The sequence below is a fragment of the Aminobacter niigataensis genome (assembly GCF_946995915.1).
In the GTDB taxonomy this organism is placed as follows: Bacteria; Pseudomonadota; Alphaproteobacteria; order Rhizobiales; family Rhizobiaceae; genus Aminobacter; species Aminobacter niigataensis.
Map to the genome: position 1 here is coordinate 2,584,672 of NZ_OX341517.1, position 24,354 is coordinate 2,609,025.

Genomic DNA, 24,354 nt, shown 5'->3' on the forward strand with positions numbered 1-24,354 from the left:
CCCCGGCGTCGAGGAAGGGATGCTGCACGACAGCTTTCGGCTGTCGCGCGGCCTGTTCGAGAACAAGGATAACATGAAGAATTTGACCGTTGTTGCGGTGGCGTTAGCCGCCGGCCTGACTTCTTTTGCCGCTCACGCCCAGGACGGAGCAGTCAGGGCCTCGAAGGCGATCATCGAAACCACCACAAAAGCCAAGATGAACAAGGCGGCGGACGATTGCCCCTATCTCTTCGGCTGCAGCTCCAAGAAAGAAGCTGCCATCGACAATTTCAAGACTGCATCGATCGGCGCCAAGGGTGCCAAGACCGTCAAGGAACAGGCCGGAAAGACGGCCAGGGCAACCAAGTCGAATGCGCCGTTCGGCGAAATCGTCGCGCGTTATGCCTCGTCCTATGGCGTCCCAGTGTCGCTTGCGCATGCCGTCATCAGCGTCGAGAGCAACTATCGCCCGAACGCGCGTGGCAAGGCCGGCGAGATCGGCCTGATGCAGATCAAGCCGGCAACGGCACGGATGATGGGCTACAGCGGCTCGGCCAAGGGTTTGTTTAACCCGGAAACCAATATCAAGTTTGGCCTCAAGTATCTCGCCAAGGCGCATGAGCTTGCGGGCGGCACCACCTGCGGCACGATCCTCAAATACAACGCCGGCCACGGCGCCAAGCGCATGAACCCGATTTCTGCCGCCTATTGCAAAAAAGTGCAGGCTCGTATCGGCGGCTAACGGCCCGAGGACAGGGATGGTTCCCGGGACGGCGCACGTTTTTGTTTGCCTTTTGCCGTGCGAACCATTCTATACGCCTTGCCAGCTGGCCGGGCGGCCGCACCCGTAATTGCCGAAAGGCCGCGGGTGAGGAAAGTCCGGGCTCCATGGATACACGGTGCCGGTTAATGGCCGGCGGGGGCGACCCCAGGGAAAGTGCCACAGAAAGCAAACCGCCGCGGTTTTCCGCGGTAAGGATGAAAGGGTGGGGTAAGAGCCCACCGCGCGACTGGCAACAGGAGCGGCACGGCAAACCCCACCGGGAGCAAAACCGAATAGGGGCGGTACGAGGGGCGACCCTCAGGGCTGTTTCCGGCTCACCGCCCGGGTAGGTTGCGTGAGGCGCATGGCAACATGCGTCCAAGAAGAATGGTCGCCACGTTCCCGTGCCGCAAGGCGCGGGGGCCATACAGAACCCGGCTTACAGGCCAGCTGGCGCTGCCTTTTAGCCCCATGACTTCAGTGGTTTGCGACGATGTTTGCGCGTCTTGAGTCAGGGCGCCGATGTTGCCCGCCAGGGCAAACCCCGCTGCTGTTCTTGAGTCTGGTACGATTTGATCGTACCATTGTCGCAAACGGGAGCAGAGCCATGAGCCATGTCGACAAACGCAGCATCACGCTCTCACCCGAGCTTGCCGCCGCCGTCGATGGCGCGGTCGATGCCGGGGAATATGCCTCCGCCAGCGAAGTCATCCGCGACGCATTGCGGCTCTGGAAGGAACGACGCGACCTCTTCGGCTACACCATCGAGGAACTGCGCGCCCTGATCCAGGAAGGCATCGATAGCGGGCCGGGGCAGTTCGACACGATGGATCAGCTAAAGGCCGAAGCGCGCAAGCGGCTTGGCCAAGCAGGTCGTTGAGGTCAACCCGTGCACATAAGGCGGACGGCTTCGTAGGTGTTCAGCCGCCGACCCTGTCCAGCGACGCCTCGATCGCAGCCCACAATTCCTCGACCGGCTCGCAGCCGATTGAAAGCCTGACGAAGCCCGGCGTGACCGCATCGCCGCGGCGGAGCCTGCGTTCGGCGACCGTGTGGACGCCGCCGAATGATGTCGCCGCATGCATCAGTTCGCAGCCGTTGATGAAATCCTCGGCCCTTTCTTCCGAACCGAGGTCGAAGCTGATCAGGAAGCCGAAGCGCTCCATCTGGGCGCGCGCCAGATTGTGGGACGGGTCGTCGGCCAGGCCCGGGTATCGGAGGCCGCTGACAGCCGAATGTTGCTTCAGCCTCTGCGCGATGACTTCCGCCGACGAACACATGCGGTCGAAGCGCAATTCGAGCGTCTCCAGGCCGCGATGGACCAGCCAGGCTTCGAACGGTCCCGGAATGCCGCCGGCATTCTGCCGCCACTCGGCGACGGCGGTGATGATTTCGGCGTTGCGGCTGGCGACGTGGCCGAACAGCACGTCCGAATGACCGTTGGGCGCCTTGGTGTCGGCGGCGACGACGATGTCGGCGCCGAGGTCGAGCGGCCGCTGGCCGAAGGGCGTCATGGTGGTATTGTCGACCACCAACTGGCCGCCAGCCTTGTGGACCGTAGCCGCCACCGCGGCGATATCACAGATGTCGAGTGCCGGGTTGGAAGGGCTTTCCACAAAGACCAGCCGATAGCCGTCAAAACCACCGTCGAGGAATGACGATGTCGGCCTGACGTCGCAGGCAACGCCAAAGGCACGGAGGAAGCGGTCCGCCAGGATTCGGGTGGTGTGATAACCGTCCGACGGCAGCAGAATGCGATCGCCTGACTTGAGCAAGGCGAAAAACACCGCCGAGATCGCCCCCATGCCCGATGGGAACGCCACGCAGGGCGCGTCCTCCAGATGGCCGAGCATTTCTTCGACCGCGTCCCAGGTCGGATTGCTGAAGCGGCCGTACTGGTTGAAGCCGGTGGCGTCGCCGGGAGCGTGGAAGATTGCCGCCATGGTCAAGGGCAGGGGAATGGGGTCGCCGACGGAGAGCCTGGCGCGGCGCAGGTGGGCTAGCTTTGCTGCGCGGGAACTCGATGCATTCGTCATGGTTTGCGGGCTCTCGGTGAAGGTGGCATCCGACGCTAAGGGCAGTGGCGCGACCGGGCAAGGGAACTCGTCTTGTGCCAGCCGCTCGTAACCCTTCGTTAGCCTTAAGGGATCATAAAAATCGGGATGCCATGAGAGGGCTCGAAAGGTCCGTCAAGGCATTGAAGTGCACCCTGTTCCCGTTGACGCCCATATCACCCCATGTTATCCCAAATCGGTAACCATGATTTCGTTCCAGCAGAGGGTGAGGCGTTCGCCGATCCGGCAGTCGCGGCGGCTGCGGATGGCAATGCATTGTCGATCAACGGAGACAGTCTGGATTTGCGGTTGGGCCGGGCCATTGGGGCGCGGGCGACATGACGACGAGGGGCGCGGCCGCGGAAGCGGTCGGATCATACGATGGATCGGTTTCTGTCAAATGCGGTGAACAGGATCGATGCGAAGGGACGGGTCTCCGTTCCGGCGCATTTCCGTGCCGTATTGCAGAAGCGCGGATACGCCGAGCTTTATGCGTTGAGGGCGCTCGACGTTCCGGCGCTCGATGTCGGTGGGCTCGACCTGCTCGACCGTTACGAGCAGCGCATCGCACAAGAAGATCCGTTCCTGCAGACGGCGGACGACATGTCCTTTTTCATCCATGGCGACAGCACCTTCCTGAAACTCGACCAGGACGGGCGCATTTCGGTCTCGGATTTCCTGCGCGAGCATACGGGGATCACCACCGACGTGGCCTTTGTCGGGCGTGGGCAGTTTTTCCAAATGTGGGAGCCGGAGCGGCTGCGCAGCCATGGCGCGGATGTTCGCGCCCGGCTCTTGAAGCTTCGGCAGGGGACGAAGCCTGGGGAGCGACCGGAATGATGGCGGGTCACGGCGATGACCAACATGCTGTCGGCGGACCGGCCCGCCACATTCCGGTGCTCCTCGCCGAGGTCCTGGCCGCGCTCAAGCCGCAGCCGGGCGAAGTCGTCATCGACGGCACGTTCGGCGCCGGCGGCTATACCAAGGCCATCCTGGCGACCGGTGCTTCCGTCGTGGCGATCGACCGCGACCCCGATGCCATCGCTGCCGGCCGTGATCTGGAGGCGCAATCGGGCGGCAAGCTGCGCCTGGTGCAGGCGCCATTCTCCAGCCTCGACGAGCATGTCGAGCTGGTCGATGGCGTGGTGCTCGACATCGGCGTTTCGTCGATGCAACTCGACCAGGCACAGCGCGGCTTCTCGTTCCGCGCCGACGGCCCGCTCGACATGCGCATGGCCCAGGCGGGCGCGAGTGCCGCTGACGTCGTCAATCGTTTCAAGGCCGGCGATCTCGCGCGCATCTTCGGTTTCCTCGGCGAGGAGCGGCACGCCGGGCGCATCGCCCGCATGATCGAAAACCGCAGGGAAAAGCGGCCGTTCGAGCGCACGCTCGACCTGGCGGATGCCATCGAAACGCATATCGGCCGCGCGCCCAAGGACAAGATCCACCCGGCGACGCGCGTCTTCCAGGCACTGCGCATTTACGTCAACGACGAACTCGGCGAACTGGCGCGGGCGCTGTTTGCCGCCGAGCGTGCGCTGAAGCCCGGCGGGCGCCTCGTGGTCGTCACCTTCCATTCGCTCGAAGACCGCATCGTCAAGCGCTTCATCGCCGATCGCTCCAGCGCGCCGTCGCGTTCGCGCTACATGCCGGAACTCGAAGTGATTGCGACGACCTTCACCAAGGCGGGCAATGCGGTCGGGCCAGGCGACGCCGAGACCGCGATCAACCCACGTTCGCGGTCGGCCAAGTTGCGTGCCGCGGTGCGCACGAGCGTTGCGCCGCGCGGCGAAGACTTTTCCATTTTCGGACTTCCGAAGCTTCCCGACGTCAGCCAGTCGGGAGAAAGGTGAGCCCATGTTCCGCACCAGTGACATCGTGCTGATCGCCGCAATGGTCGGCGCTGCCGCCTTCACCTACCAGACCAAGCACGAGGCCGAGAACCAGCTCGATGCCGTCCGCAAGATCCAGGCGCAAATCCGCTTCGAGGAAGACACTACCGACCTGCTCAAAGCCGACTGGAGCCTGCTCACCCAGCCGTCGCGGCTGCAGAAACTGGCCCAGACCTATGAGGCGGAACTCAAGCTTCAGTCCGTGGATGCCCGCCAGATCGTCAGTCTCAAGGATCTGCCGGTGCGCCCGCTGACCATCGAAGACATCACGAGCGAGCGTTTTGGCGGGGTTGCCGAAATTGCGCCGGACCAAACCACGACCGGAGGGATCGCCCAATGATCGGATTGTTCGGCAAGAAGCGCAGCGCGGGCGACAGCTCCATCGTCGTCGACAGCGCGCGGAAAGCCACCGGCGGACGCACGCGCAACCGCGTCGTCATGACCATGGCCGTGTTCTTCGGTATCTATGCGACGATCGGCGGCCGTCTCGTCTATCTCGCCATGCAGGACCCCGAGACGTCGAACGGACCCGAAAGCCGCGTGACCGCATCGCGCCCCGACATCGTCGACCGCAATGGCGAGGTCCTGGCAACCGATATCAAGACTGCATCGCTGTTTGCCGAACCGCGCCGCATCGTCGACGCCGACGAGGCGATCGAGAAGCTGTCGACCGTGCTGCCCGACCTCGAGGTCGAGCAGACCTACCTCAAGCTCAAAAGCGGCACAGGCTTCGTCTGGCTGAAGCGGCAGCTGACGCCCAAGCAGCAGGCCGAGATCATGCAACTCGGCATTCCCGGCATTGCATTCCGTACCGAAAAGCGGCGCTTCTATCCCGGCGGAGAGACGACCTCGCACATCATTGGCCTGACCAACATCGACAACAAGGGTATTTCCGGTCTCGAAAAATACATCGACGACCAGGGGCTCGCCGATCTGCAGGCCTCCGGGCTGGCGATCGCCAAGGACCTCAAGCCGGTCAAGCTGTCGATCGACCTGCGCGTCCAGCACATCGTTCGGGACGAACTCGTCACCGCGCTCGAAAAGTATCGTGCCATCGCTGCAGGTGCTGTCGTAATCAACGTCAAGACCGGCGAAGTGCTGGCCATGGGCTCGGTTCCCGATTTCGATCCCAACAACCCGTTCAACGCCCAGGACAAGGACCGCCTGAACCGCATGTCGGCGGGCCTGTTCGAAATGGGCTCGACGATCAAGAGCTTCACCACGTCAATGGCGCTCGATTCGGGCAAGATGACGCTCAACAGCACCGTTGACGCCAGCCGTCCGATCACCATCGGACGCCAGACCATCCGCGACTTCCACGGCAAGGGCCGGGTGCTGACTGTGCCGGAGGTGTTCATTTATTCGTCCAATATCGGCTCGGCCAAGGAGGCCGACGTCGTCGGCATCGAAGGGCACCGCGAATTCCTCAAGCGCCTGGGCCTGCTCGACCGCCTGCAGACTGAACTGCCCGAAACGGCCCGTCCGACCGAGCCGAAGGTCTGGAAGAAGGTGCATTCGATCACCGCTGCGTTCGGTCACGGCTTTTCGACGACGCCGTTGCAGACTGCGGCCGGCACGGTGGCGCTGATGAATGGCGGCCGTTACATGACGCCGACCTTCCTGCCACGAACCTTGGAAGAGGCAATGGCTGTTTCAAGGCAGGTGGTAAGCGAAAAGACCAGCGAAGAGATGCGCTATCTGTACAATCTGAACGCGACGGCGCCGGGTGGTTCCGGCAAGCGCGGCACGGTTCCCGGCTATCGAGTTGGCGGCAAGACCGGTACGGCTGAAAAGGTCGTCAACGGGCGCTACTCGAAGGAAAAGAACTTCAACGCCTTTATCGCCGCCTTTCCGATGGACGATCCGCAATATCTGGTGCTGACGATCATCGACGAGCCGAAGATGGAGGGGTCAACCCGTTCAGCCACGGCAGGCTTCACCGCTGCACCGATGGTGGCCAATATTATCCGGCGTTCGGCGCCTCTGCTTGGCGTCAAGCCAGAATTCGGCCAAGAAGGTGGTGCAACTCTGGCTTCTTATCCCTGATTCTGCAGGCGCGCCGGCGGCGCGCCGCTTTGTATGTAGCGAACGGAACTCGATGAAACTGATTGACCTTGCCGGTATCCTGCCCGTCGATGGGGTTCTGCCCAGAGATGTCGAGGTGAGTGGAGTTTCGTCGGATTCGCGGCAGGTGACGCCAGGAACGCTGTTTTTTGCCGTCTCCGGAAGCAAGGCCGACGGGGCCGCCTATGCCGGCGATGCCGCAAGGCGCGGCGCCGTTGCCGTCATCGCTGCCAAGGGGGCCCAGCTCGGCTCGGCCGGCGTGCCAGTGATATCTGTCGATGATCCGCGCCAGGCATTGGCGCTGGCTGCCGCCAAATTCTACGGCCGCCAGCCAGAAACCATGGTTGCGGTGACAGGCACCAGCGGCAAGACTTCGGTGGCAGCGTTCGCGCGACAGATCTGGACGCATGCCGGCTATGCCGCCGCAAGCATCGGCACGACAGGTGTGGTGGCGCCCGGCCGCAACGAATACGGACAGCTGACTACTCCGGACCCGGTCGCGTTGCACAAGCTGCTTGCCGAACTCGCGGACGCCGGCGTGACTCATGCCTCGATGGAAGCGTCGAGCCATGGTCTCGACCAGCGCCGCCTCGACGGCGTGCGGCTGGCCGCCGGCGGTTTCACCAATCTCGGCCGCGACCACATGGACTACCATCCGACGGTCGAGGAGTATCACCGCGCCAAGCTGCGCCTGTTCGATGCGCTGCTGCCGAAGGGCGCTCCGGCGGTCGTCTTCGCCGACGATCCGTGGTCACAGCCGACCATCGCTGCGGCGCATGCTGCCGGCCTCAAGGTACTTACCGTCGGCCGCCATGGCGATTTCCTCAGCCTCAAGCGGGTCGAACACGAACGCCACCGGCAGCGCGCCGAGATCGAATGCGATGGCGTCATCTACGAGATCGACCTGCCGCTGGCCGGCGATTTCCAGGTCGCCAATTCGCTTGTAGCCGCCGGTCTTGCGATTGCCACCGGAACCGATGTCGCCAAGGCGCTCGGGGCACTGGAATATCTTGAAGGCGCGCCAGGCCGCCTCGATCTGGTCGGCACGACGGCTGCCGGTGCGCCCGTCTACGTCGACTACGCCCACAAGCCAGATGCACTGGAAAATGTCCTGGCGGCGGTTCGGCCGTTCACGACAGGCCGTGTCATCGTCGTTTTCGGCTGCGGCGGCGACCGCGACCGCGGCAAACGTCCGATCATGGGCGAAATCGCCACGCGACTGGCCGACGTCACCATCGTCACCGACGACAACCCGCGCTCGGAAGTGCCCGAAACCATCCGCGCCGCAATCATGGCGGCAGCACCGGGCGCCATCGAGATCGGCGACCGCCGGCAGGCCATCCACGAGGCGGTCAGCATGCTCCATGCAGGCGACACGCTGATCGTCGCCGGCAAGGGCCACGAGGAAGGTCAGACGATCGGCGCGGAAACGCTGCATTTCTCCGATCATGAGGAAGTGCGCAACGCGCTCGCCCGGAGTTCGGCATGAGCCTGCTGTGGACTTCCGAGGCACTTGTCGAGGCGACAGGCGGCCGTCCCTTTGGCCAGATGCCTGAAGGCATATCGGGCATATCCATAGACAGCCGCAGCCTGAAGCCTGGCGAAGCCTTCTTCGCCATCAAAGGCGATACGATGGATGGTCACGACTTCGCCACCGCCGCCATCAAGGCAGGCGCTGGCCTGCTTGTAGTTGCCGAAGGCAAGCTGCCGGCGCTCGGGCGTCTGAGCGCGCCGATGATCGTCGTGCCCGATGTGCTCGCAGCCCTTGTAAAGGTTGGCGTTGCGGCGCGGACCCGCTCGCGGGCGCGCATCATCGCCGTCACTGGCTCGGTCGGAAAGACCTCGACCAAGGAAGCGCTGCGCCACGCACTCTCGTCGGTCGGCAAGGTGCATGCTTCGGCTGCTTCCTTCAACAACCATTGGGGCGTGCCGCTGACGCTGGCGCGGATGCCGGAGGATTGCGACTATGCGGTCTTCGAGATCGGCATGAACCATCCGGGCGAGATCAGCCCTCTCGTGCGCATGGTCCGGCCTCATATCGCCGTCGTGACGCTGATTGCCGCCGCCCATCTCGGTTTCTTCCGCAATCTCGACGAGATCGCCAAGGCCAAGGCCGAAATCTTCGAAGGCGTCGAGCCGGGTGGGGCGGTGCTGCTCAACCGCGACGACGGCCGCTTCAAGCTGTTGGAGAAATTCGCCCGCGCCGCCGGCATCGACAACGTGATGAGCTATGGTGAGAACGCGCGCGCCAACTTCCGGCTGCTGAAATGCACGCTCGAGGCCGATCATTCGATGATCGTGGCGCGCATCGGCGGCCGCGACGTGCCCGCTCGCATCGGCGCGCCGGGCCGACACATCGTGCAGAACGCGCTCGCCGTGCTTGGTGCCGCCCATCTCTGCGGCGCTGACGTGCCGACTGTCGCCACGGAACTTGCCTCGATGTCGGCCGAGAGCGGCCGCGGCCAGCGCCATGTCCTGTTACTGCCCAACGGCCCGATCACCCTGATCGACGAGAGCTACAACGCCAATCCGGCCTCGATGAAGGCGGCGATCGAATTGCTCGATGCAACGCCGATCCATGGTGCCGGCCGGCGGATCGCCGTGCTCGGCGACATGCTTGAGCTCGGCAGCCATTCGGCCAAGCTGCATGCCGGGCTAGCCGAGCTGATCGGCTCGACGAGGACCGACATGGTGCTGATGGCGGGACCCGAAATGAAGGCGCTTGCCGATACGCTGCCCGAGGGGTTCAGGGCGGAATATCGCACCGGTGTCGAAGAGTTGAAGGCTGTCCTTTTGCAGACGCTTCAGCCCGGCGACGCCGTCATGATCAAGTCGTCGAAGGGCATTGGTTTTTCCAGGCTCGTCGACGCGCTCGTCAAGACATTCCCGGCGCATGCCGGCAACACCACAGCGACCTGACGGGGTCTCGGGGGACGGATACGCATGCTAACTTTGCTTGTCGACTTTGCGGACAAGGTGTCGTTTTTCAACGTCTTCCGCTACATCACCTTCCGCACCGGCGGCGCGCTGATCACCTCGGCGTTGATCGTCTTCATCTTCGGCCCGGCGATCATCAACGCCCTGCGCCTGAGGCAGGGCAAGGGCCAGCCGATCCGCGCCGACGGCCCGCAGACGCACTTCAAGAAGGCCGGCACGCCGACCATGGGCGGCCTGATGATCCTGTGCGGCATCATCGGCTCGACGCTGCTTTGGGCCAATATCACCTCCGTCTATGTCTGGGTGGTGCTGTTCGTCACGCTCGGCTTCGGCGCCATCGGCTTCTATGACGACTATCTCAAGGTGACCAAGCAGTCGCATCTGGGCCTGTCCGGCAAGGCGCGTCTCGGCATCGAGTTCGTCATTGCCGCCATCGCCGCATGGATCATCATGCACAACGGCCAGGCGCCGTTCTCGTCGTCGCTGACCTTCCCGTTCATCAAGGACTTCCTGCTCAACCTCGGCTGGTTCTTCATCCCGTTCGCCTGCTTCGTCATCGTTGGCGCGGGCAATGCGGTGAACCTGACAGACGGTCTCGACGGCCTCGCCATCGTTCCGATCATGATCGCCGCGGCCTCGTTCGGCGTCATTGCCTATCTCTCGGGCAACGCGGTCTTCGCTGAATACCTGCAGATCCATTTCGTGCCAGGCACCGGCGAACTCGCCGTCATCCTGGGTGCTGTCATCGGGGCTGGCCTCGGCTTCCTCTGGTTCAACGCGCCGCCGGCGGCCATCTTCATGGGCGACACCGGTTCGCTGGCACTCGGCGGCCTGATCGGTACGGTCGCGGTCGCCACCAAGCACGAGATCGTCATGGCGATCGTCGGCGGCCTGTTCGTCATGGAGGCGCTGTCGGTCATCATCCAGGTCGGCTTCTTCAAGATGACCGGCAAGCGGGTGTTCCTGATGGCCCCGATCCACCATCACTTCGAAAAACTTGGCTGGACCGAAAGCCAGGTCGTCATCCGCTTCTGGATCATCGCCGTCATCCTGGCGCTGATCGGTCTTTCCACCCTCAAGCTGCGCTGAGGCCATCATGATCCCCGCCACCTCATTTCAGGGAAAGCGAGTAGCGCTCTTCGGCCTCGGCGGCTCGGGGATCGCCACTGCGCGCGCGCTGGCGGAAGGCGGGGCAGAGGTGCTGGCCTGGGACGACAATCCCGAAAGCGTGGCAAAGGCCGCTGCAGAAGGCATCGCCACGGGCGATCTGCGCGGCGCCGAGTGGGCAGGCATATCGTCCTTCGCGCTGTCGCCGGGCGTGCCGCTGACGCATCCCAAGCCGCACTGGACGGTGGAACTGGCGCGCGGCGCCGGCGTCGAGGTGATCGGCGACATCGAACTGTTCGCCCGCGAGCGCATCGCTACGGCATCTGCAGCGCCCTTCATCGCTATCACCGGTACCAACGGCAAGTCGACGACGACAGCGCTGACGGCGCATATCCTCCAGTCGGCCGGACGCGACACGCAGATGGGCGGCAACATAGGCCGCGCCGTCATGACGCTCGATCCGCCGCAGCCGGATCGTCACTACGTCGTCGAATGCTCGTCGTACCAGATCGACCTTGCGCCTTCGATCAACCCGACGGCGGGCGTCCTGCTCAACCTGACGCCGGATCATCTCGACCGTCATGGCACGATGCAGCACTACGCCTCGATCAAGGAGCGGTTGGTGGCCGGCAGCGATACCGCTGTCATCGGCGTCGACGATATCTATTGCGCCCAGATCGCCGACCGGCTCGAGCGGGCCGGCAAGAACGTCGTGCGCATCTCCAAGCGGCTGCCGCTGACCGATGGCTATTTCGCCGACGGTGCCGATCTGATGGAGGCGGCCGACGGCCGCTACAGCCGCATCGCCTTCCTCGAAGGCATCGGCTCGCTGCGTGGCCAGCACAATGCCCAGAATGCACTTGCTGCTGTAGTGGCCTGCCTCAAGGTCGGGCTCGATCTCGGTGAGATCCAGGCGGGCCTCGAATCCTTCCCTGGTCTTGCCCATCGCATGGAGCAGGTCGCACGCAAGGGCCATGTGCTGTTCGTCAACGATTCCAAGGCGACCAATGCCGATGCCGCCGCACCTGCGCTGTCGAGCTTCCCGCGCATCTACTGGATCGCCGGCGGCCTGCCCAAGGAAGGCGGTATCGAGCCGTTGCGCAGCCTGTTTCCGCGCATCGCCCGGGCCTATCTGATCGGCGAGGCCGCTCCGGCATTCTCCGCGACGCTGGGCGAGGCTGTGCCTTATGAGATTTCGGGGACGCTTGCGGCTGCGGTCGAACACGCCGCCGAAGACGCGGCCAAGGACGACACCAGCGAGGCGGTGGTGCTGCTCTCGCCGGCCTGCGCCAGCTTCGACCAGTTCAAGAACTTCGAGATTCGCGGCGAAGCCTTCAGGCAAGCTGTGAATGCTATTGATGGCGTCAGCGCTATCGGAGGGGCAAGATAATGGCCAGCCGTCTCGACAGAAGTCCCGTCGCCCTGTGGTGGTGGACGGTCGATCGATGGTTCCTCGCGGCATTCCTGTCGCTGATGGGACTGGGCATCGTGCTTTCATTTGCCGCAAGCCCGGCGGTTGCCGAACGCATCGGGCTCGGCAGCTTCCACTTCGCCACGCGCCAGATCATCTTCACGATCCCGGCGCTGGCAGTAATGATCGCGGTGTCGTTCCTCGATACCCGGCAGATAAGGCGCGTGGCGCTGGTCATGCTCTGCATCATGCTGGTGATGATGGTTGCGGTGCTGTTCGTCGGCGTCGAGGTCAAGGGTGCCCGACGCTGGCTCTCGCTGGCCGGCCTTTCGATCCAGCCGTCGGAATTCCTCAAGCCGGCCTTTGTCGTCATCTCTGCCTGGCTGCTTGCCCAGCACGAGCGCCATCCAGACATCCCCGGCAATCTGTTTGCGATGATCCTGCTCGGCGTGGTCCTGGCGCTGTTGATGGCGCAGCCGGACTTCGGCCAGACGATCCTCGTTCTCGGTACCTGGGGCGTGATGTTCTTCATGGCCGGCATGTCGTGGTTCTGGATCATCACCCTTGGTGCCGTCGGCCTCGGCGGCGGCTTTGCTGCCTACACTGTGTTCCCGCACGTGGCGGGCCGTATCGACCGCTTCCTCACCGGCGAGGGCGACACGTTCCAGGTCGACATGGGCCGCGAAGCGATCATCAGCGGCGGCTGGTTCGGCGTCGGACCGGGCGAGGGCATGGTCAAGCGGGTCATCCCCGACAGCCATGCCGACTTCGTCTTTTCGGTGGCGGGCGAGGAGTTCGGCATCGTACTGCTCCTGATCATCATGTCGATCTTCGCCTTCATCGTGCTGCGCGGCCTGCGTACCGCGCTGAAGGAACATGACGACTTCACCCGCTACGCGGTTGCCGGTCTTGTCGTGGTGTTCGGCTTCCAGTCGATCATCAACATGAGCGTGAACCTGCAGCTGATGCCGGCCAAGGGCATGACGCTGCCGTTCATCTCGTATGGCGGCTCGTCGCTGATCGCCATCGCCATCTCCATGGGCATGGTGTTGGCGCTGACCCGCAAGAAGCCCGAAAAGCTCAGGCCGACCGGATTTTCCGCCATGCCGCGGCACGCAGTGCCGGCGGAATAACATGGCCAAGGGGACTGTCATGCTTGCCGCCGGGGGTACCGGCGGCCATCTCTTTCCGGCCGAGGCGCTGGCGCATGAACTGACGGCGCGCGGCTGGCAGGTGCATCTTGCCACCGATGACCGCGCCGAACGTTTCGCCGGCAAGTTTCCGGCTGCCGCCATTCATCCGATTTCCTCGTCGACGATCGGCTCGAAGAATCCCATCGCGCTGATGAGGGCCTTCTGGAGCATCTGGCGCGGCGTGCGCCAGGCCTCGCAGGTGATCGCCAAGATCAAGCCTTCCGTGGTCATCGGCTTCGGCGGCTATCCGACGCTGCCGCCGCTCTATGCCGCGACCCGCCGCGGCGTGCCGGCCATGGTGCACGAGCAGAACGCCGTGATGGGCCGCGCCAACAAGGCGCTGGCGACCAGGGTCGATGCGATCGCGGGCGGCTTCCTGCCGGAGAACTCCGGCGCCAACAGCGCCAAGATCGTTGTGACAGGCAATCCGGTACGGCCGGCCGTGATCGAAGCGTCGAAGACCCCTTATGTGGCATCCGGCGGCTCGGACCAGTTCAATCTCCTGGTCTTCGGCGGCAGCCAGGGCGCGCAGTTCTTCTCCGATGCGGTGCCCGGCGCCATAGCCCTGCTGCCCGAAGTGCTGCGCAAGCGCCTGCGCATCACCCAGCAGGCCCGCGTCGAGGATGCCGACAAGGTCAAGGCGGCCTATGCCAGGCTCGGCATCGCGGCCGACGTGTCGCCATTCTTCAACGACATGGCGCAGCGCATGGCCGCTGCCCATCTGGTGATGTCGCGCTCGGGAGCGTCGACTGTCTCGGAGATCGCGGTCATCGGCCGTCCGGCACTTCTGGTGCCGTACCCGCATGCGCTCGACCACGACCAGGCCGCAAACGCGGCGCGTTTGGCGGCGGCCGGCGGCGGCGAAGTTCACCCGCAGTCGACGCTTTCCATCGAGCGGATCGCCGGGCTCATTGGGGGCGCCATGGACGACCCTGCGCGCATGGCTACCATGGCAGCTGCCGCTAAGTCAGTCGGCAAAGCAGACGCCACACGGTTGCTCGCCGACCTCGCAGAGGCTATTGCGTCGAAAATACCCGTTGCGGAATTCAGGAAGGGAGTGCGGCCATGAAGATGCCGCAGACGATCGGCCTCGTGCATTTCATCGGCATTGGCGGCATCGGCATGAGCGGCATCGCCGAGGTGCTGCACAATCTCGGCTACAAGGTGCAGGGCTCGGACCAGTCCGAGAGCGCCAACGTGCAGCGCCTGCGCGAAAAGGGCATCGAATGCTTCGTCGGTCATAAGGCCGAGAACCTTGGCGACGCCGAGGTGATTGTCGTCTCGACGGCGATCAAGAAAACCAATCCGGAACTGATGGCGGCGCGCGAGAAGCTGTTGCCTGTCGTGCGGCGCGCCGAGATGCTGGCCGAACTGATGCGCTTCCGCAATGCGGTCGCCATCGGCGGCACGCACGGCAAGACCACCACCACGTCGATGGTGGCGACGCTGCTCGACGCCGGCGGGCTCGACCCGACGGTCATCAATGGCGGCATCATCAATGCCTATGGCACCAACGCCCGCATGGGCGAGGGCGAGTGGATGGTTGTCGAAGCCGACGAGAGCGACGGCACCTTCCTCAAGCTGCCGGCTGACGTCGCCGTCGTCACCAACATCGATCCCGAGCATCTTGACCACTACGGCACCTTCGACAAGGTGCGCGAGGCGTTCCGCCAGTTCGTCGAGAACGTGCCGTTCTACGGCTTTGGCGTGATGTGCACCGATCATCCTGAAGTGCAGGCGCTGGTCAGCCATATCGAGGACCGCCGCGTCATCACCTATGGCGAAAACGCCCAGGCCGACGTGCGCTTCACCAATCACCACATGGACGGCGCGGTGTCGGTCTTCGACGTGGTCATCCGCAACCGCAAGTCGGCGTCGTCGACCACCATCGAGGGCCTGCGCCTGCCGATGCCGGGACGCCACAACGTGTCCAACGCCACGGCTGCCATCGCGGTCGCTACCGAACTGGGAATCTCCGCCGAGGCAGTGAAAAGCGGGCTGTCGTCCTTCGGTGGCGTCAAGCGCCGCTTCACCCACACCGGTTCGTGGAACGGCGTCGAGGTGTTCGACGACTACGGCCACCATCCGGTCGAGATCAAGGCCGTGCTCAGCGCGGCGCGCGAAGCTACCAAGGGCCGCGTCATCGCCATTGCCCAACCGCACCGCTTCACCCGCCTGCGCGACCTGTTCGACGATTTCTCGGCCTGCTTCAACGACGCCGACACCGTGATGGTCGCACCTGTCTATGCGGCCGGGGAAGACCCTATCGAGGGCGTCAATTCCGAGACTCTGACCGCGCGCATCCGCGCCGGCGGCCATCGCGACGCCCGCCATATCGAAGGCGCCGCTGCCGTGGCGCCTGTCGTGCGCGAACTGGCCAAGCCGGGCGATTTCGTCGTCTATCTCGGCGCCGGCAACATCACGCAATGGGCCTATGCACTGCCGAGCGAACTCGCCGGAGGCGGGTCGTGACGGGTGGCGAAGCGCTGATCGAAAAGCTTGGCGATCGCCTTTCCGGGTTGCGCGGACGCATCACGCCCAGCGCCGAAATGGAAAAGATCACCTGGTTTCGCGCCGGCGGCCTGGCCCAGGCGCTGTTCCAGCCGGCCGACGAGGAAGATCTCGCCGCCTTCCTGAAGGCGGTGCCGGAAGAGATCCCGGTGATGGTCGTCGGCATCGGCTCCAACCTTCTGGTGCGCGAAGGTGGCATTCCCGGTTTCGTCGTGCGGCTTTCGGCCAAGGGGTTCGGCGAGGCCGAGGCGATCTCGCCCACCGGAATCAGGGCAGGGACGGCAACGCCCGACAAGCGCGTCGCAGCCCTTGCGCATGACAACGGCATCGGCGGCTTCCATTTCTACCACGGCATCCCCGGCGCCATCGGCGGTGCCTTGCGCATGAATGCAGGCGCCAACGGCGTCGAAACGCGGGAGCGGGTCGTCGAAGTGCGCGCACTCGACCGCCAGGGCAACCTGCATGTGCTGTCCAATGCCGACATGGGCTACAGCTACCGCCACTCGTCTGCGGCTGCCGACCTGATCTTCACTTCGGCGACCTTCGAGGGGTATGCGGAAGACAAGGACGCCATCAAGGCGGCCATGGACGCGGTCCAGCATCATCGCGAGACGGTGCAGCCGATCCGCGAAAAGACCGGCGGCTCGACCTTCAAGAATCCCGAGGGTACCTCGGCCTGGAAGGAAATCGACAATGCCGGCTGCCGCGGCCTGATGATCGGCGGCGCGCAGATGTCGCCGATGCACTGCAACTTCATGATCAATACGGGCAATGCGACGGGTTACGACCTCGAATATCTCGGCGAGACGGTGCGCAGCCGCGTGCTCGAGAATGCGGGCATCCGCCTGCACTGGGAAATCAAGCGCATCGGTCAGTTCAAGTCCGGCCGCGAAGTGCAGGAGTTTCTTGGGCAAATGCTCTAGAGGAGCAGGTCCAGGGGCCGGCCACGACGATCATTTCAGCCTTCGCTGCGCCGTGCTTCGAGGGCTTTTTACTGCCCGATTTTCGCCTTCCGCCGCTGCCATCCAAGTGTTCTCGGGATTCGCCCGAGGTCACGAAATCGCAATGACTTTCAATCGGCACTTGCCACGGAATCAAGTCTCTGATTCTCTGACCTAAAGCGTTTCCTGATTTGAGTCGCGTGACGCGTAAACCGCGTTTTCATCCGGAGGGTCAACTTCCGGACAGGTGTGATTCGGTCTTTGGAAACAAGGCGTTGTGTTCGGAGTTGAGAGGGGATTGTCGGGGATGAAGTCGAAGCATGTCGCTGTCCTGATGGGCGGGTTTTCGTCCGAGCGGCCTGTATCCCTGTCGTCTGGAAATGCCTGTGCCGATGCGCTCGAGCAGGTGGGTTATCAGGTCACCCGGGTCGATGTCGGCCGCGATGTCGGTGCGGTGCTTGCCGAGCTCAGGCCGGATGTTGCGTTCAACGCGCTTCATGGCCCCTTCGGCGAGGACGGCACGATTCAAGGTATCCTCGAATATCTCGGCATTCCCTATACCCATTCCGGCGTGCTGGCGTCGGCGCTTGCCATGAACAAGGAGCAGTCGAAGAAGGTTGCCAAGGCTGCCGGCATTCCGATTGCCGAATCCCGCGTTCTCGATCGTTTCGCTATCGGCAACCAGCATCCGATGAAGCCGCCTTACGTGGTCAAGCCGGTGGCGGAGGGCTCAAGCTTCGGCGTGGTCATCGTCAAGGAAGACCAGTCGCATCCGCCGCAGGTGATCTCGTCTTCGGAGTGGCGCTACGGCGATACGGTGATGGTCGAGCGCTACGTCCATGGACGGGAGCTGACCTGCGCCGTCATGGGCGATGTCGCGCTCGGCGTCTGCGAGATCATTCCGACCGGCCACGCCTTCTACGATTATGATTCAAAATATGTTGCCGGGGGATCAAAGCACGAATGCCCCGCGAAAGTTTCACCGAATATTTACCAAAAAATACAAACACTGGCGCTCAAGGCTCACCAAGCGATCGGGTGCCGGGGCGTCTCCCGGTCTGACTTCCGGTACGACGACCGCCATTCCGAAAATGGAGAGGTCGTCTGGCTGGAGGTCAATACGCAACCCGGCATGACGCCGACGTCGCTGGTGCCTGAGATTGCTGCCCACGCCGGGCATACGTTTGGTGAGTTGTTGAGTTGGATGGTGGAGGACGCTTCGTGTTTGCGTTGAGATCGGGAGATAGCGGGAGGGTGAACGGCGCAACGCCGCGCGTCTTCGGGCTGTCCCTGTCCGCGGAGCATTTCGTGCTGCCGCGGCTGCTGCGCAAGCCGGTTCGCATCCTGTCGCGCTTCGGGCGCGGGGAGTTCACTCCTCCGCCCTATGCGGCGTCGATGCTGACGGCGGCGTTTCTTGCCGCGAGCTCGCTCTATGGCGCCTATGTCGGCGGCCATTTTCCGGCACTGGTCCAGGGCGTCACTGCCCGCAGCGGTTTTGCCGTCGACCAGATCAAGGTCTCCGGCAATCGCGAAACCTCGGAAATCGATATTCTCGACAAGCTCGAGCTTGACGGCTGGACGTCGCTGGTCGGCTTCAACCCGGAAGAGGCGCGCGAGCGCATCGTCAGCCTGCCTTGGGTTCGCGATGCTGCGGTCCGCAAGGTCTATCCCGACACCATCGAAGTTCGCGTCGACGAGCGCGACGCCTTTGCCATCTGGCAGCATGGCAGCCAGCTCAGCGTCGTCGAAAAGGACGGCAAGGTCATCGCTCCCTTCACCGGTGGCCGTCAGGTCGCATTGCCGCTGGTCATCGGTTTCGGTGCCGCCGAGCGCGGGGCTGACTTCGTCGCCAAGGTCCAGGCCTTTCCGGAGCTGGCGTCGCGCGTGAGAGGCTATATCCGTATCGGCGAACGACGCTGGGACCTGCGCCTCGACAACGGCATCACCGTCAAGCTGCCGGAGAACAAGGTCGATGCGGCGCTCGCCGATCTCGCTGCGCTTGATCGCGACGATGCGATCCTGACGCGTGACATCTCGGCAGTCGACATGCGTTTCGGTGACAGGTTGGTGGTGCAGCTCACGCCGGAAGCGGTCGAGCGTCGTGCCGACGCGCTGAAGACCAAACCGAAGGTCGTCAAGGCGAAGGCGGGGAGCAGAACATGAGCTGGCTTGGCGGTCAAAAAGATCCGGTTTCGCGTCGCTCGGGCATCCTCACGGTGCTCGATGTCGGTTCGAACAAGGTTTGCTGCGTGGTGGCCAAGCTGAAGCCAGCCGAAGGCAGCCAACTTCTCAAGGGGCGTACCCATCAGGCCCAAGTGATCGGCATCGGCCACCAGAAATCGCAAGGGGTGAAATCGGGCGTGGTCGTCGATCTCGATCGCGCCGAGCACGCCATCCGCCTTGCCGTCGATGCTGCCGAGCGCATGGCCGGGCTTACGGCCGACTCGCTGATCGTCAATCTCTCGGCCGGACGCATCAAGAGCGAGGCGTTCACCGCGACGATCAATCTCGGCGGCCACGAGGTCGAGGAAGCCGATGTCCGGCGCGTGCTGGGAGCCGGCGCCAAGCAGGCGCTGAAGGCCGAGCGCGATGTCATCCACTCGCTGCCCGTTGCCTTTTCGCTGGATGCCGAACGCGGCGTGCGCGATCCGCTCGGCATGGTCGGGGACACGCTTGGCGTCGACATGCATGTGCTGACCGGCGATTCGGCGCCGATGCGCAATCTCGAGCTTTGTATCAACCGCTCGCACCTGTCGGTCGAGCACATGGTTGCAACGCCCTATGCCAGCGGCCTGGCCGCACTGGTCGACGACGAGCTCGAAATGGGTGCTGCCTGCATCGACATGGGCGGCGGAACCACCACCTTGTCTGTCTTCTCCGAAGGCCGCTTCGTTCACGCTGACGCCATTCCGATCGGTGGCAACCACGTCACCATGGACATGGCCAAGGGGCTTTCCACCCGGCTCGACGATGCCGAGCGTCTCAAGGTCATGCATGGCTCGGCTTTGCCCGGCAGCACCGACGACCGCGACCTGATCAGCATCCAGCCGATCGGCGTCGACGACAACGAAGTGCCGCTGCAGATCCCGCGCTCGGTGATGACGCGGATCATCCGCGCCCGCATCGACGAGACGCTGGAACTGCTGCGCGACCGGCTCAACAAGTCCGGCTACGGCAATGCCGTCGGCAAGCGTGTCGTTCTGACCGGCGGCGCCAGCCAGCTCGTCGGGCTGCCCGAGGCAGCGCGTCGCATTCTCGGCCGCAATGTCCGCATCGGCCGCCCGCTCGGCGTGGCAGGTCTGCCGGAGGCCGCCAAGGGGCCGGCTTTCGCGACCGCCGTCGGGCTTCTGATCTACCCGCAGATGGCTGGCATCGAGAGCCATTCGGCGAAAGGGATTTCCCGTTACAGGGCAACGGGAACTGGCGGAAAACTGCATCGCATGAGTCAGTGGTTGAGAGACAGTTTTTAGGAATTGACGGGGACAGCCCCATTGGCGGCCGCACGGCGAAGCGGCTTGAAAGGCAAAAAGGACGAGGACTATGACGATCAATCTGCAGAAGCCGGACATCACCGAGCTCAAGCCCCGCATCACCGTGTTCGGTGTCGGCGGCGGCGGCGGCAATGCCGTCAACAACATGATCACCGCCGGCCTGCGCGGCGTCGAGTTCGTGGTGGCCAACACCGATGCTCAGGCGCTGACCATGTCGAAGGCCGAGCGCCTGATCCAGCTCGGCGCGCACGTCACAGAGGGCCTTGGCGCCGGTTCGCAGCCGGAAGTCGGCCGCGCGGCCGCTGAGGAGTGCATCGACGAGATCATCGACCACCTGTCGAACACCCACATGTGCTTCGTCACCGCGGGCATGGGCGGCGGCACCGGTACCGGTGCAGCACCCGTCGTTGCCCGCGCCGCGCGCGAAAAGGGCATCCTGACCGTTGGCGTGGTCACCAAGCCGTTCCACTTCGAGGGCCAGCGCCGCATGAAGACGGCGGACTACGGCATCGAAGAGCTGCAGAAGTGCGTCGACACGCTGATCGTCATCCCGAACCAGAACCTGTTCCGTCTCGCCAATGACAAGACGACCTTCGCGGACGCCTTCGCGATGGCCGACCAGGTGCTCTATTCGGGTGTCGCCTGCATCACCGACCTGATGGTCAAGGAAGGCCTGATCAACCTCGACTTCGCCGACGTCCGTTCGGTGATGCGCGAGATGGGCAAGGCCATGATGGGTACGGGCGAAGCCTCGGGCGAGGGCCGTGCAATGGCCGCTGCCGAAGCTGCGATCGCCAACCCGCTGCTCGACGAGACCTCGATGAAGGGTGCGAAGGGCCTGCTGATCTCGATCACCGGCGGCCGCGACCTGACCCTGTTCGAAGTCGACGAAGCCGCGACCCGTATCCGCGAAGAAGTCGACCAGGACGCCAACATCATCCTGGGCGCGACCTTCGACGAGGACCTGGAAGGCGTCATCCGCGTGTCGGTCGTTGCCACCGGCATCGACAAGTCGGCCGCCGACATGGCAGCGGCACCCCTGACCATCCGCCAGGCGCCCAAGCCGGCCCAGCGTCCGGTCGAGACTGCCCGTCCTGCACTGCAGGCGGCACCGGTCGAGCAGCCGCGTATGGAAGTGCGCACCAACGACCCGGTCGCAGAAGCCATCCGTCTTGCTGAGACCAACGCCGCAGCCATGGCCCAGCCGCGTCCGGCCGCACCGCAGGGTGAAGAGTTCCGCCCGCAGAGCAAGCTGTTCCAGGCTCCGCCGGCCCAGCCCCAAGCCCAGCAGTATCAGCCGCAGCCGCAGCAGTTCCATCAGCCGGCTCCGCAGCAGGTGGCACAGCCACAGACTGCGCCCCAGATGATGCATCCGGCACCGGTCCAGCCGCGCATGCCGCGCGTCGAGGACTTCCCGCCGATGGTGAAGGCCGAGGTGGAAGCCAAGACCCAGCCGGCAGACCATGAGGACCGCGGTCCGATGGGCCTGCTCAAGCGCCTGACGAGCGGCCTGACCCGCCGCGAGGAAGAGCCGGCACGCCTGCAGCCCGCGCAGCCGCGCGAGCCGAAGCTGCGCCAGCCCGCCCCCGAGCAGCGCCGCGTGACCGGCCAGGAATCGCAGCTCTACGCGCCGCGCCGCGGACAGCTCGACGAACATGGCCGCCTGGCGCCGCAGGCACGGACTCAGGAAGACGATCAGCTGGAGATTCCCGCGTTCCTTCGCCGGCAAGCCAACTGAACTGTGAACGAGCAGTAACACTGTTTGAAAGGCGGGCGTCTCGACGCCCGCCTTTTGATCTGAAAAGATCAGTCAAATCATTGACTTGACGGGGTGAGTCGAGGCGTCCCCGCAGTTACACAGAGTAAGAAACCGTGATTTGGAGTCTATCATCCGGAAGACTATCTTCGCGCCGACTAAGGTCGCTGGGGCGGGTATCGTGGGGATGAGGTCCCGTCTGGCGAAGATAAGAGCCGTGCGCCGTGGTGTGGCGAAGCGGACGTGGTGAGTACGGGCATATGGGGATCGACTTGCAGGATTATCAGACAACACTCAAATCGCGTGTCACGCTGTCGGGCATTGGCGTTCATAGCGGCAAGCCGGTAGCCATCCATTTCGCGCCGGCAGACGCGGATACGGGCGTGGTGTTTCAGGTTGTCGACCGAGAATTCCGCGCAATTGTGTCAGAAGTGGGTGCGACCGATCTTTGCACCTTGCTCGGCGACCCAGCCGGCCAGCACGTCGCCACGATCGAACACCTGATGGCCGCCCTGTTCGGCCTCGGTATCGACAATCTGCTGATCGAGGTCGAAGGCGCCGAAATTCCTATTCTGGACGGCAGTGCCGCGCAGTTCGTCGAAGCCATCGACCAGGTCGGCATCGAAGTGCAGGGCGTCAAGCGCCGCTACATCCGCGTTCTCAAGCCCGTTCGAATCGAAAGCGGCGCCTCGTGGGCCGAGTTCCGCCCCTATGGCGGTACGCGATTCGAAGTCGAGATCGATTTCGAAAGCCCGGCGATCGGCCGCCAGTCCTTCGCATCCGACATCAACGACGACATTTTCCGCCGCGAGATTTCGCGCGCTCGCACTTTCGGCTTCATGAAGGACGTCGAGCGCCTGTGGGCAGCCGGGTACGCGCTCGGTTCGTCGCTCGAGAATTCCGTGGTCATCGGCGACGACAACCAGATCATCAACATCGAAGGCTTGCGTTTCTCCAACGAATTCGTGCGGCACAAGACGCTCGACGCGATGGGCGACCTTGCCCTTGCAGGCGCGCGTTTCATCGGCTGCTTCCGTTCCTATCGCGGCGGCCACCGGCTGAACGCGGCTGCTCTGCGCCGTCTGCTTTCGGACCGGTCCGCCTTCGAGGTCGTCGAGACGTCGCGCCGCGAGCGCGGCCGTTCGGCCGAACTGATTGCCGTCAGCGCCGCAGTCCACGCGCCCTGGACGCTTTGACGGAGGCAATGCGCCGGATTGGTGGTGTGGCCTGGCTGCACCACTCGCCCGGCGAAATGGCATGCGCCTTGACCTGCCACAAAATTGCGCGATTGACGGCCGATAGCGTTGCCCGGCACGGCCAGTTGTGATCTATGGCCATTGCCTAAAAGCGAAACAGCGCCAAAGGGGCGAAACTCTGTGATGTCATTGATACGAGCCGATCGATCGAAATTGCGCTTGAAGCCTCTGGTTGTGGCGCTTTCGCTCGTCGCTCCGACGCTTGCGCTGTCCGGCTGCATGTCGGGCGAAGCCGATGTCGATCTGGCGACCTATGTCGAGCAGACCGAACCGGCCGACGTTCTCTACAATCAGGGTCTCGCCAACCTCAATGCAGGCCGCCTCAAGGAGGCCAGCCGCAAGTTCGAGGCGGTCGATCGCCAGCACCCGTATTCCGAGTGGGCGCGCAAGTCGATGGTGATGGGCGCTTTCGCCAGCTATCGCCAGGGCTCCTACGAAGAGGCCATCAACTCGGCCAAGCGCTACCTCGCGCTCTATCCTTCGACCGACGACGCAGCCTATGCGCAATACATCATCGGCCTCAGCTACTTCCGCCAGATTCGCGACGTGACGCAGGATCAGAAGGAAGCCCGCCGCACCATCGAGGCGATGACCGAGGTCGTGCAGCGCTGGCCGGCGTCGGAATATGTCGACGATGCCAATGCCAAGATCCGTTTCGCCCGCGACCAGCTCGCCGGCAAGGAAATGCAGATCGGCCGTTATTATCTCGAGCGCCGCGAGTACATCGCCTCGGCAAAGCGCTTCCGCAACGTCATCGAGAACTACTCGAACACGCGCCACATCGAAGAAGCGCTCGCCCGTCTTGTCGAGACCTATTACGCGATGGGCCTGACTTCGGAAGCGCAGACGGCAGCCGCCGTGCTCGGCCAGAACTATCCTGACAGCCAGTGGTACAAGGATTCGTACAAGCTGCTGCAGACCAGCGGCCTTGAGCCGCGAGAAAATGCCGGCTCATGGATATCCAAGGCCGGGAAGATGTTCTCCGGCGCCTGACCAGCA

The 24,354-nt window shown here is 63.9% G+C and carries 21 protein-coding genes and 1 other RNA gene; 21 read left to right on the forward strand and 1 reads right to left on the reverse strand.

The features are described from left to right. Positions 1 to 19: 19 nt before the first annotated feature. The 3 genes from O1Y97_RS12520 to O1Y97_RS12530 all read left to right on the forward strand — a co-directional run bounded on the left by O1Y97_RS12520 (position 20) and on the right by O1Y97_RS12530 (position 1,622). Positions 20 to 721, forward strand: a complete 702-nt coding sequence (locus O1Y97_RS12520) for a lytic transglycosylase domain-containing protein (RefSeq protein WP_318761239.1) — start codon at positions 20 to 22, stop codon at positions 719 to 721. 81 nt (positions 722 to 802) lie between these two features. Further along, an RNA gene (gene rnpB, locus O1Y97_RS12525) (RNase P RNA component class A) lies at positions 803 to 1,200 on the forward strand. Positions 1,201 to 1,349: 149 nt separating this feature from the next. Then, positions 1,350 to 1,622, forward strand: a complete 273-nt coding sequence (locus tag O1Y97_RS12530; RefSeq protein WP_318761240.1) for a type II toxin-antitoxin system ParD family antitoxin — start codon at positions 1,350 to 1,352, stop codon at positions 1,620 to 1,622. 40 nt (positions 1,623 to 1,662) lie between these two features. Here O1Y97_RS12530 and O1Y97_RS12535 read toward each other — a convergent pair whose 3' ends face one another. Then, complete coding sequence (locus tag O1Y97_RS12535) at positions 1,663 to 2,778, reverse strand: cystathionine gamma-lyase (protein WP_318761241.1); 1,116 nt, start codon at positions 2,776 to 2,778, stop codon at positions 1,663 to 1,665. A gap of 399 nt (positions 2,779 to 3,177) precedes the next feature. Between O1Y97_RS12535 and mraZ the strand changes: the two genes are divergently transcribed. The 18 genes from mraZ to O1Y97_RS12625 all read left to right on the forward strand — a co-directional run bounded on the left by mraZ (position 3,178) and on the right by O1Y97_RS12625 (position 24,348). Next, a complete protein-coding gene (gene mraZ, locus O1Y97_RS12540) occupies positions 3,178 to 3,636 on the forward strand; it encodes a division/cell wall cluster transcriptional repressor MraZ (RefSeq protein WP_055969736.1) in 459 nt (152 codons plus the stop codon). Next, positions 3,633 to 4,649, forward strand: a complete 1,017-nt coding sequence (gene rsmH, locus O1Y97_RS12545; protein ID WP_183260348.1) for a 16S rRNA (cytosine(1402)-N(4))-methyltransferase RsmH — start codon at positions 3,633 to 3,635, stop codon at positions 4,647 to 4,649. Before mraZ ends, rsmH begins: the two co-directional genes overlap by 4 nt. A gap of 4 nt (positions 4,650 to 4,653) precedes the next feature. Continuing rightward, positions 4,654 to 5,028, forward strand: a complete 375-nt coding sequence (gene ftsL / locus O1Y97_RS12550; RefSeq protein WP_108607620.1) for a cell division protein FtsL — start codon at positions 4,654 to 4,656, stop codon at positions 5,026 to 5,028. Continuing rightward, positions 5,025 to 6,734, forward strand: coding sequence for a peptidoglycan D,D-transpeptidase FtsI family protein (locus O1Y97_RS12555; protein ID WP_183260352.1), 1,710 nt, complete (start codon positions 5,025 to 5,027; stop codon positions 6,732 to 6,734). The genes ftsL and O1Y97_RS12555 overlap by 4 nt, the downstream gene beginning before the upstream one ends. A gap of 52 nt (positions 6,735 to 6,786) precedes the next feature. Beyond that, the gene (locus tag O1Y97_RS12560; protein WP_318761242.1) at positions 6,787 to 8,241 is read left to right on the forward strand and encodes a UDP-N-acetylmuramoyl-L-alanyl-D-glutamate--2,6-diaminopimelate ligase; all 1,455 of its coding nucleotides are present in this window, start codon (positions 6,787 to 6,789) and stop codon (positions 8,239 to 8,241) included. After that, positions 8,238 to 9,671 (forward strand): UDP-N-acetylmuramoylalanyl-D-glutamyl-2,6-diaminopimelate--D-alanyl-D-alanine ligase, encoded by a 1,434-nt coding sequence (locus tag O1Y97_RS12565; protein WP_108607623.1) that lies wholly within the window; start codon positions 8,238 to 8,240, stop codon positions 9,669 to 9,671. Before O1Y97_RS12560 ends, O1Y97_RS12565 begins: the two co-directional genes overlap by 4 nt. Before the next feature lie 24 nt (positions 9,672 to 9,695). After that, entirely contained in the window at positions 9,696 to 10,778 is a 1,083-nt protein-coding gene (mraY, locus tag O1Y97_RS12570) for a phospho-N-acetylmuramoyl-pentapeptide-transferase (protein ID WP_108607624.1), read from the forward strand. Positions 10,779 to 10,785: 7 nt separating this feature from the next. After that, on the forward strand, positions 10,786 to 12,186 hold the full coding sequence (gene murD, locus O1Y97_RS12575; RefSeq protein ID WP_318761243.1) for a UDP-N-acetylmuramoyl-L-alanine--D-glutamate ligase: 1,401 nt from the start codon (positions 10,786 to 10,788) through the stop codon (positions 12,184 to 12,186). Continuing rightward, entirely contained in the window at positions 12,186 to 13,340 is a 1,155-nt protein-coding gene (gene ftsW / locus O1Y97_RS12580; protein ID WP_183260359.1) for a putative lipid II flippase FtsW, read from the forward strand. The genes murD and ftsW overlap by 1 nt, the downstream gene beginning before the upstream one ends. Before the next feature lies 1 nt (position 13,341). Continuing rightward, complete coding sequence (gene murG, locus O1Y97_RS12585; protein WP_318761244.1) at positions 13,342 to 14,469, forward strand: undecaprenyldiphospho-muramoylpentapeptide beta-N-acetylglucosaminyltransferase; 1,128 nt, start codon at positions 13,342 to 13,344, stop codon at positions 14,467 to 14,469. Beyond that, on the forward strand, positions 14,466 to 15,872 hold the full coding sequence (gene murC, locus O1Y97_RS12590; protein ID WP_318761245.1) for a UDP-N-acetylmuramate--L-alanine ligase: 1,407 nt from the start codon (positions 14,466 to 14,468) through the stop codon (positions 15,870 to 15,872). Before murG ends, murC begins: the two co-directional genes overlap by 4 nt. Continuing rightward, a complete protein-coding gene (gene murB, locus O1Y97_RS12595) occupies positions 15,869 to 16,834 on the forward strand; it encodes a UDP-N-acetylmuramate dehydrogenase (RefSeq protein ID WP_318761246.1) in 966 nt (321 codons plus the stop codon). The genes murC and murB overlap by 4 nt, the downstream gene beginning before the upstream one ends. A 325-nt stretch (positions 16,835 to 17,159) precedes the next feature. Then, on the forward strand, positions 17,160 to 18,086 hold the full coding sequence (locus tag O1Y97_RS12600; protein WP_108607630.1) for a D-alanine--D-alanine ligase: 927 nt from the start codon (positions 17,160 to 17,162) through the stop codon (positions 18,084 to 18,086). Then, a complete protein-coding gene (locus tag O1Y97_RS12605; RefSeq protein ID WP_108607631.1) occupies positions 18,074 to 19,015 on the forward strand; it encodes a cell division protein FtsQ/DivIB in 942 nt (313 codons plus the stop codon). The genes O1Y97_RS12600 and O1Y97_RS12605 overlap by 13 nt, the downstream gene beginning before the upstream one ends. Next, a complete protein-coding gene (ftsA, locus tag O1Y97_RS12610; protein WP_318761247.1) occupies positions 19,012 to 20,322 on the forward strand; it encodes a cell division protein FtsA in 1,311 nt (436 codons plus the stop codon). The genes O1Y97_RS12605 and ftsA overlap by 4 nt, the downstream gene beginning before the upstream one ends. A 70-nt stretch (positions 20,323 to 20,392) precedes the next feature. After that, the gene (gene ftsZ, locus O1Y97_RS12615; protein WP_318761248.1) at positions 20,393 to 22,081 is read left to right on the forward strand and encodes a cell division protein FtsZ; all 1,689 of its coding nucleotides are present in this window, start codon (positions 20,393 to 20,395) and stop codon (positions 22,079 to 22,081) included. A 278-nt stretch (positions 22,082 to 22,359) separates the two neighbouring features. Beyond that, the gene (lpxC, locus tag O1Y97_RS12620) at positions 22,360 to 23,295 is read left to right on the forward strand and encodes a UDP-3-O-acyl-N-acetylglucosamine deacetylase (RefSeq protein WP_183260371.1); all 936 of its coding nucleotides are present in this window, start codon (positions 22,360 to 22,362) and stop codon (positions 23,293 to 23,295) included. A gap of 183 nt (positions 23,296 to 23,478) precedes the next feature. Beyond that, the gene (locus O1Y97_RS12625) at positions 23,479 to 24,348 is read left to right on the forward strand and encodes an outer membrane protein assembly factor BamD (protein WP_108607635.1); all 870 of its coding nucleotides are present in this window, start codon (positions 23,479 to 23,481) and stop codon (positions 24,346 to 24,348) included. Positions 24,349 to 24,354: the final 6 nt, after the last annotated feature.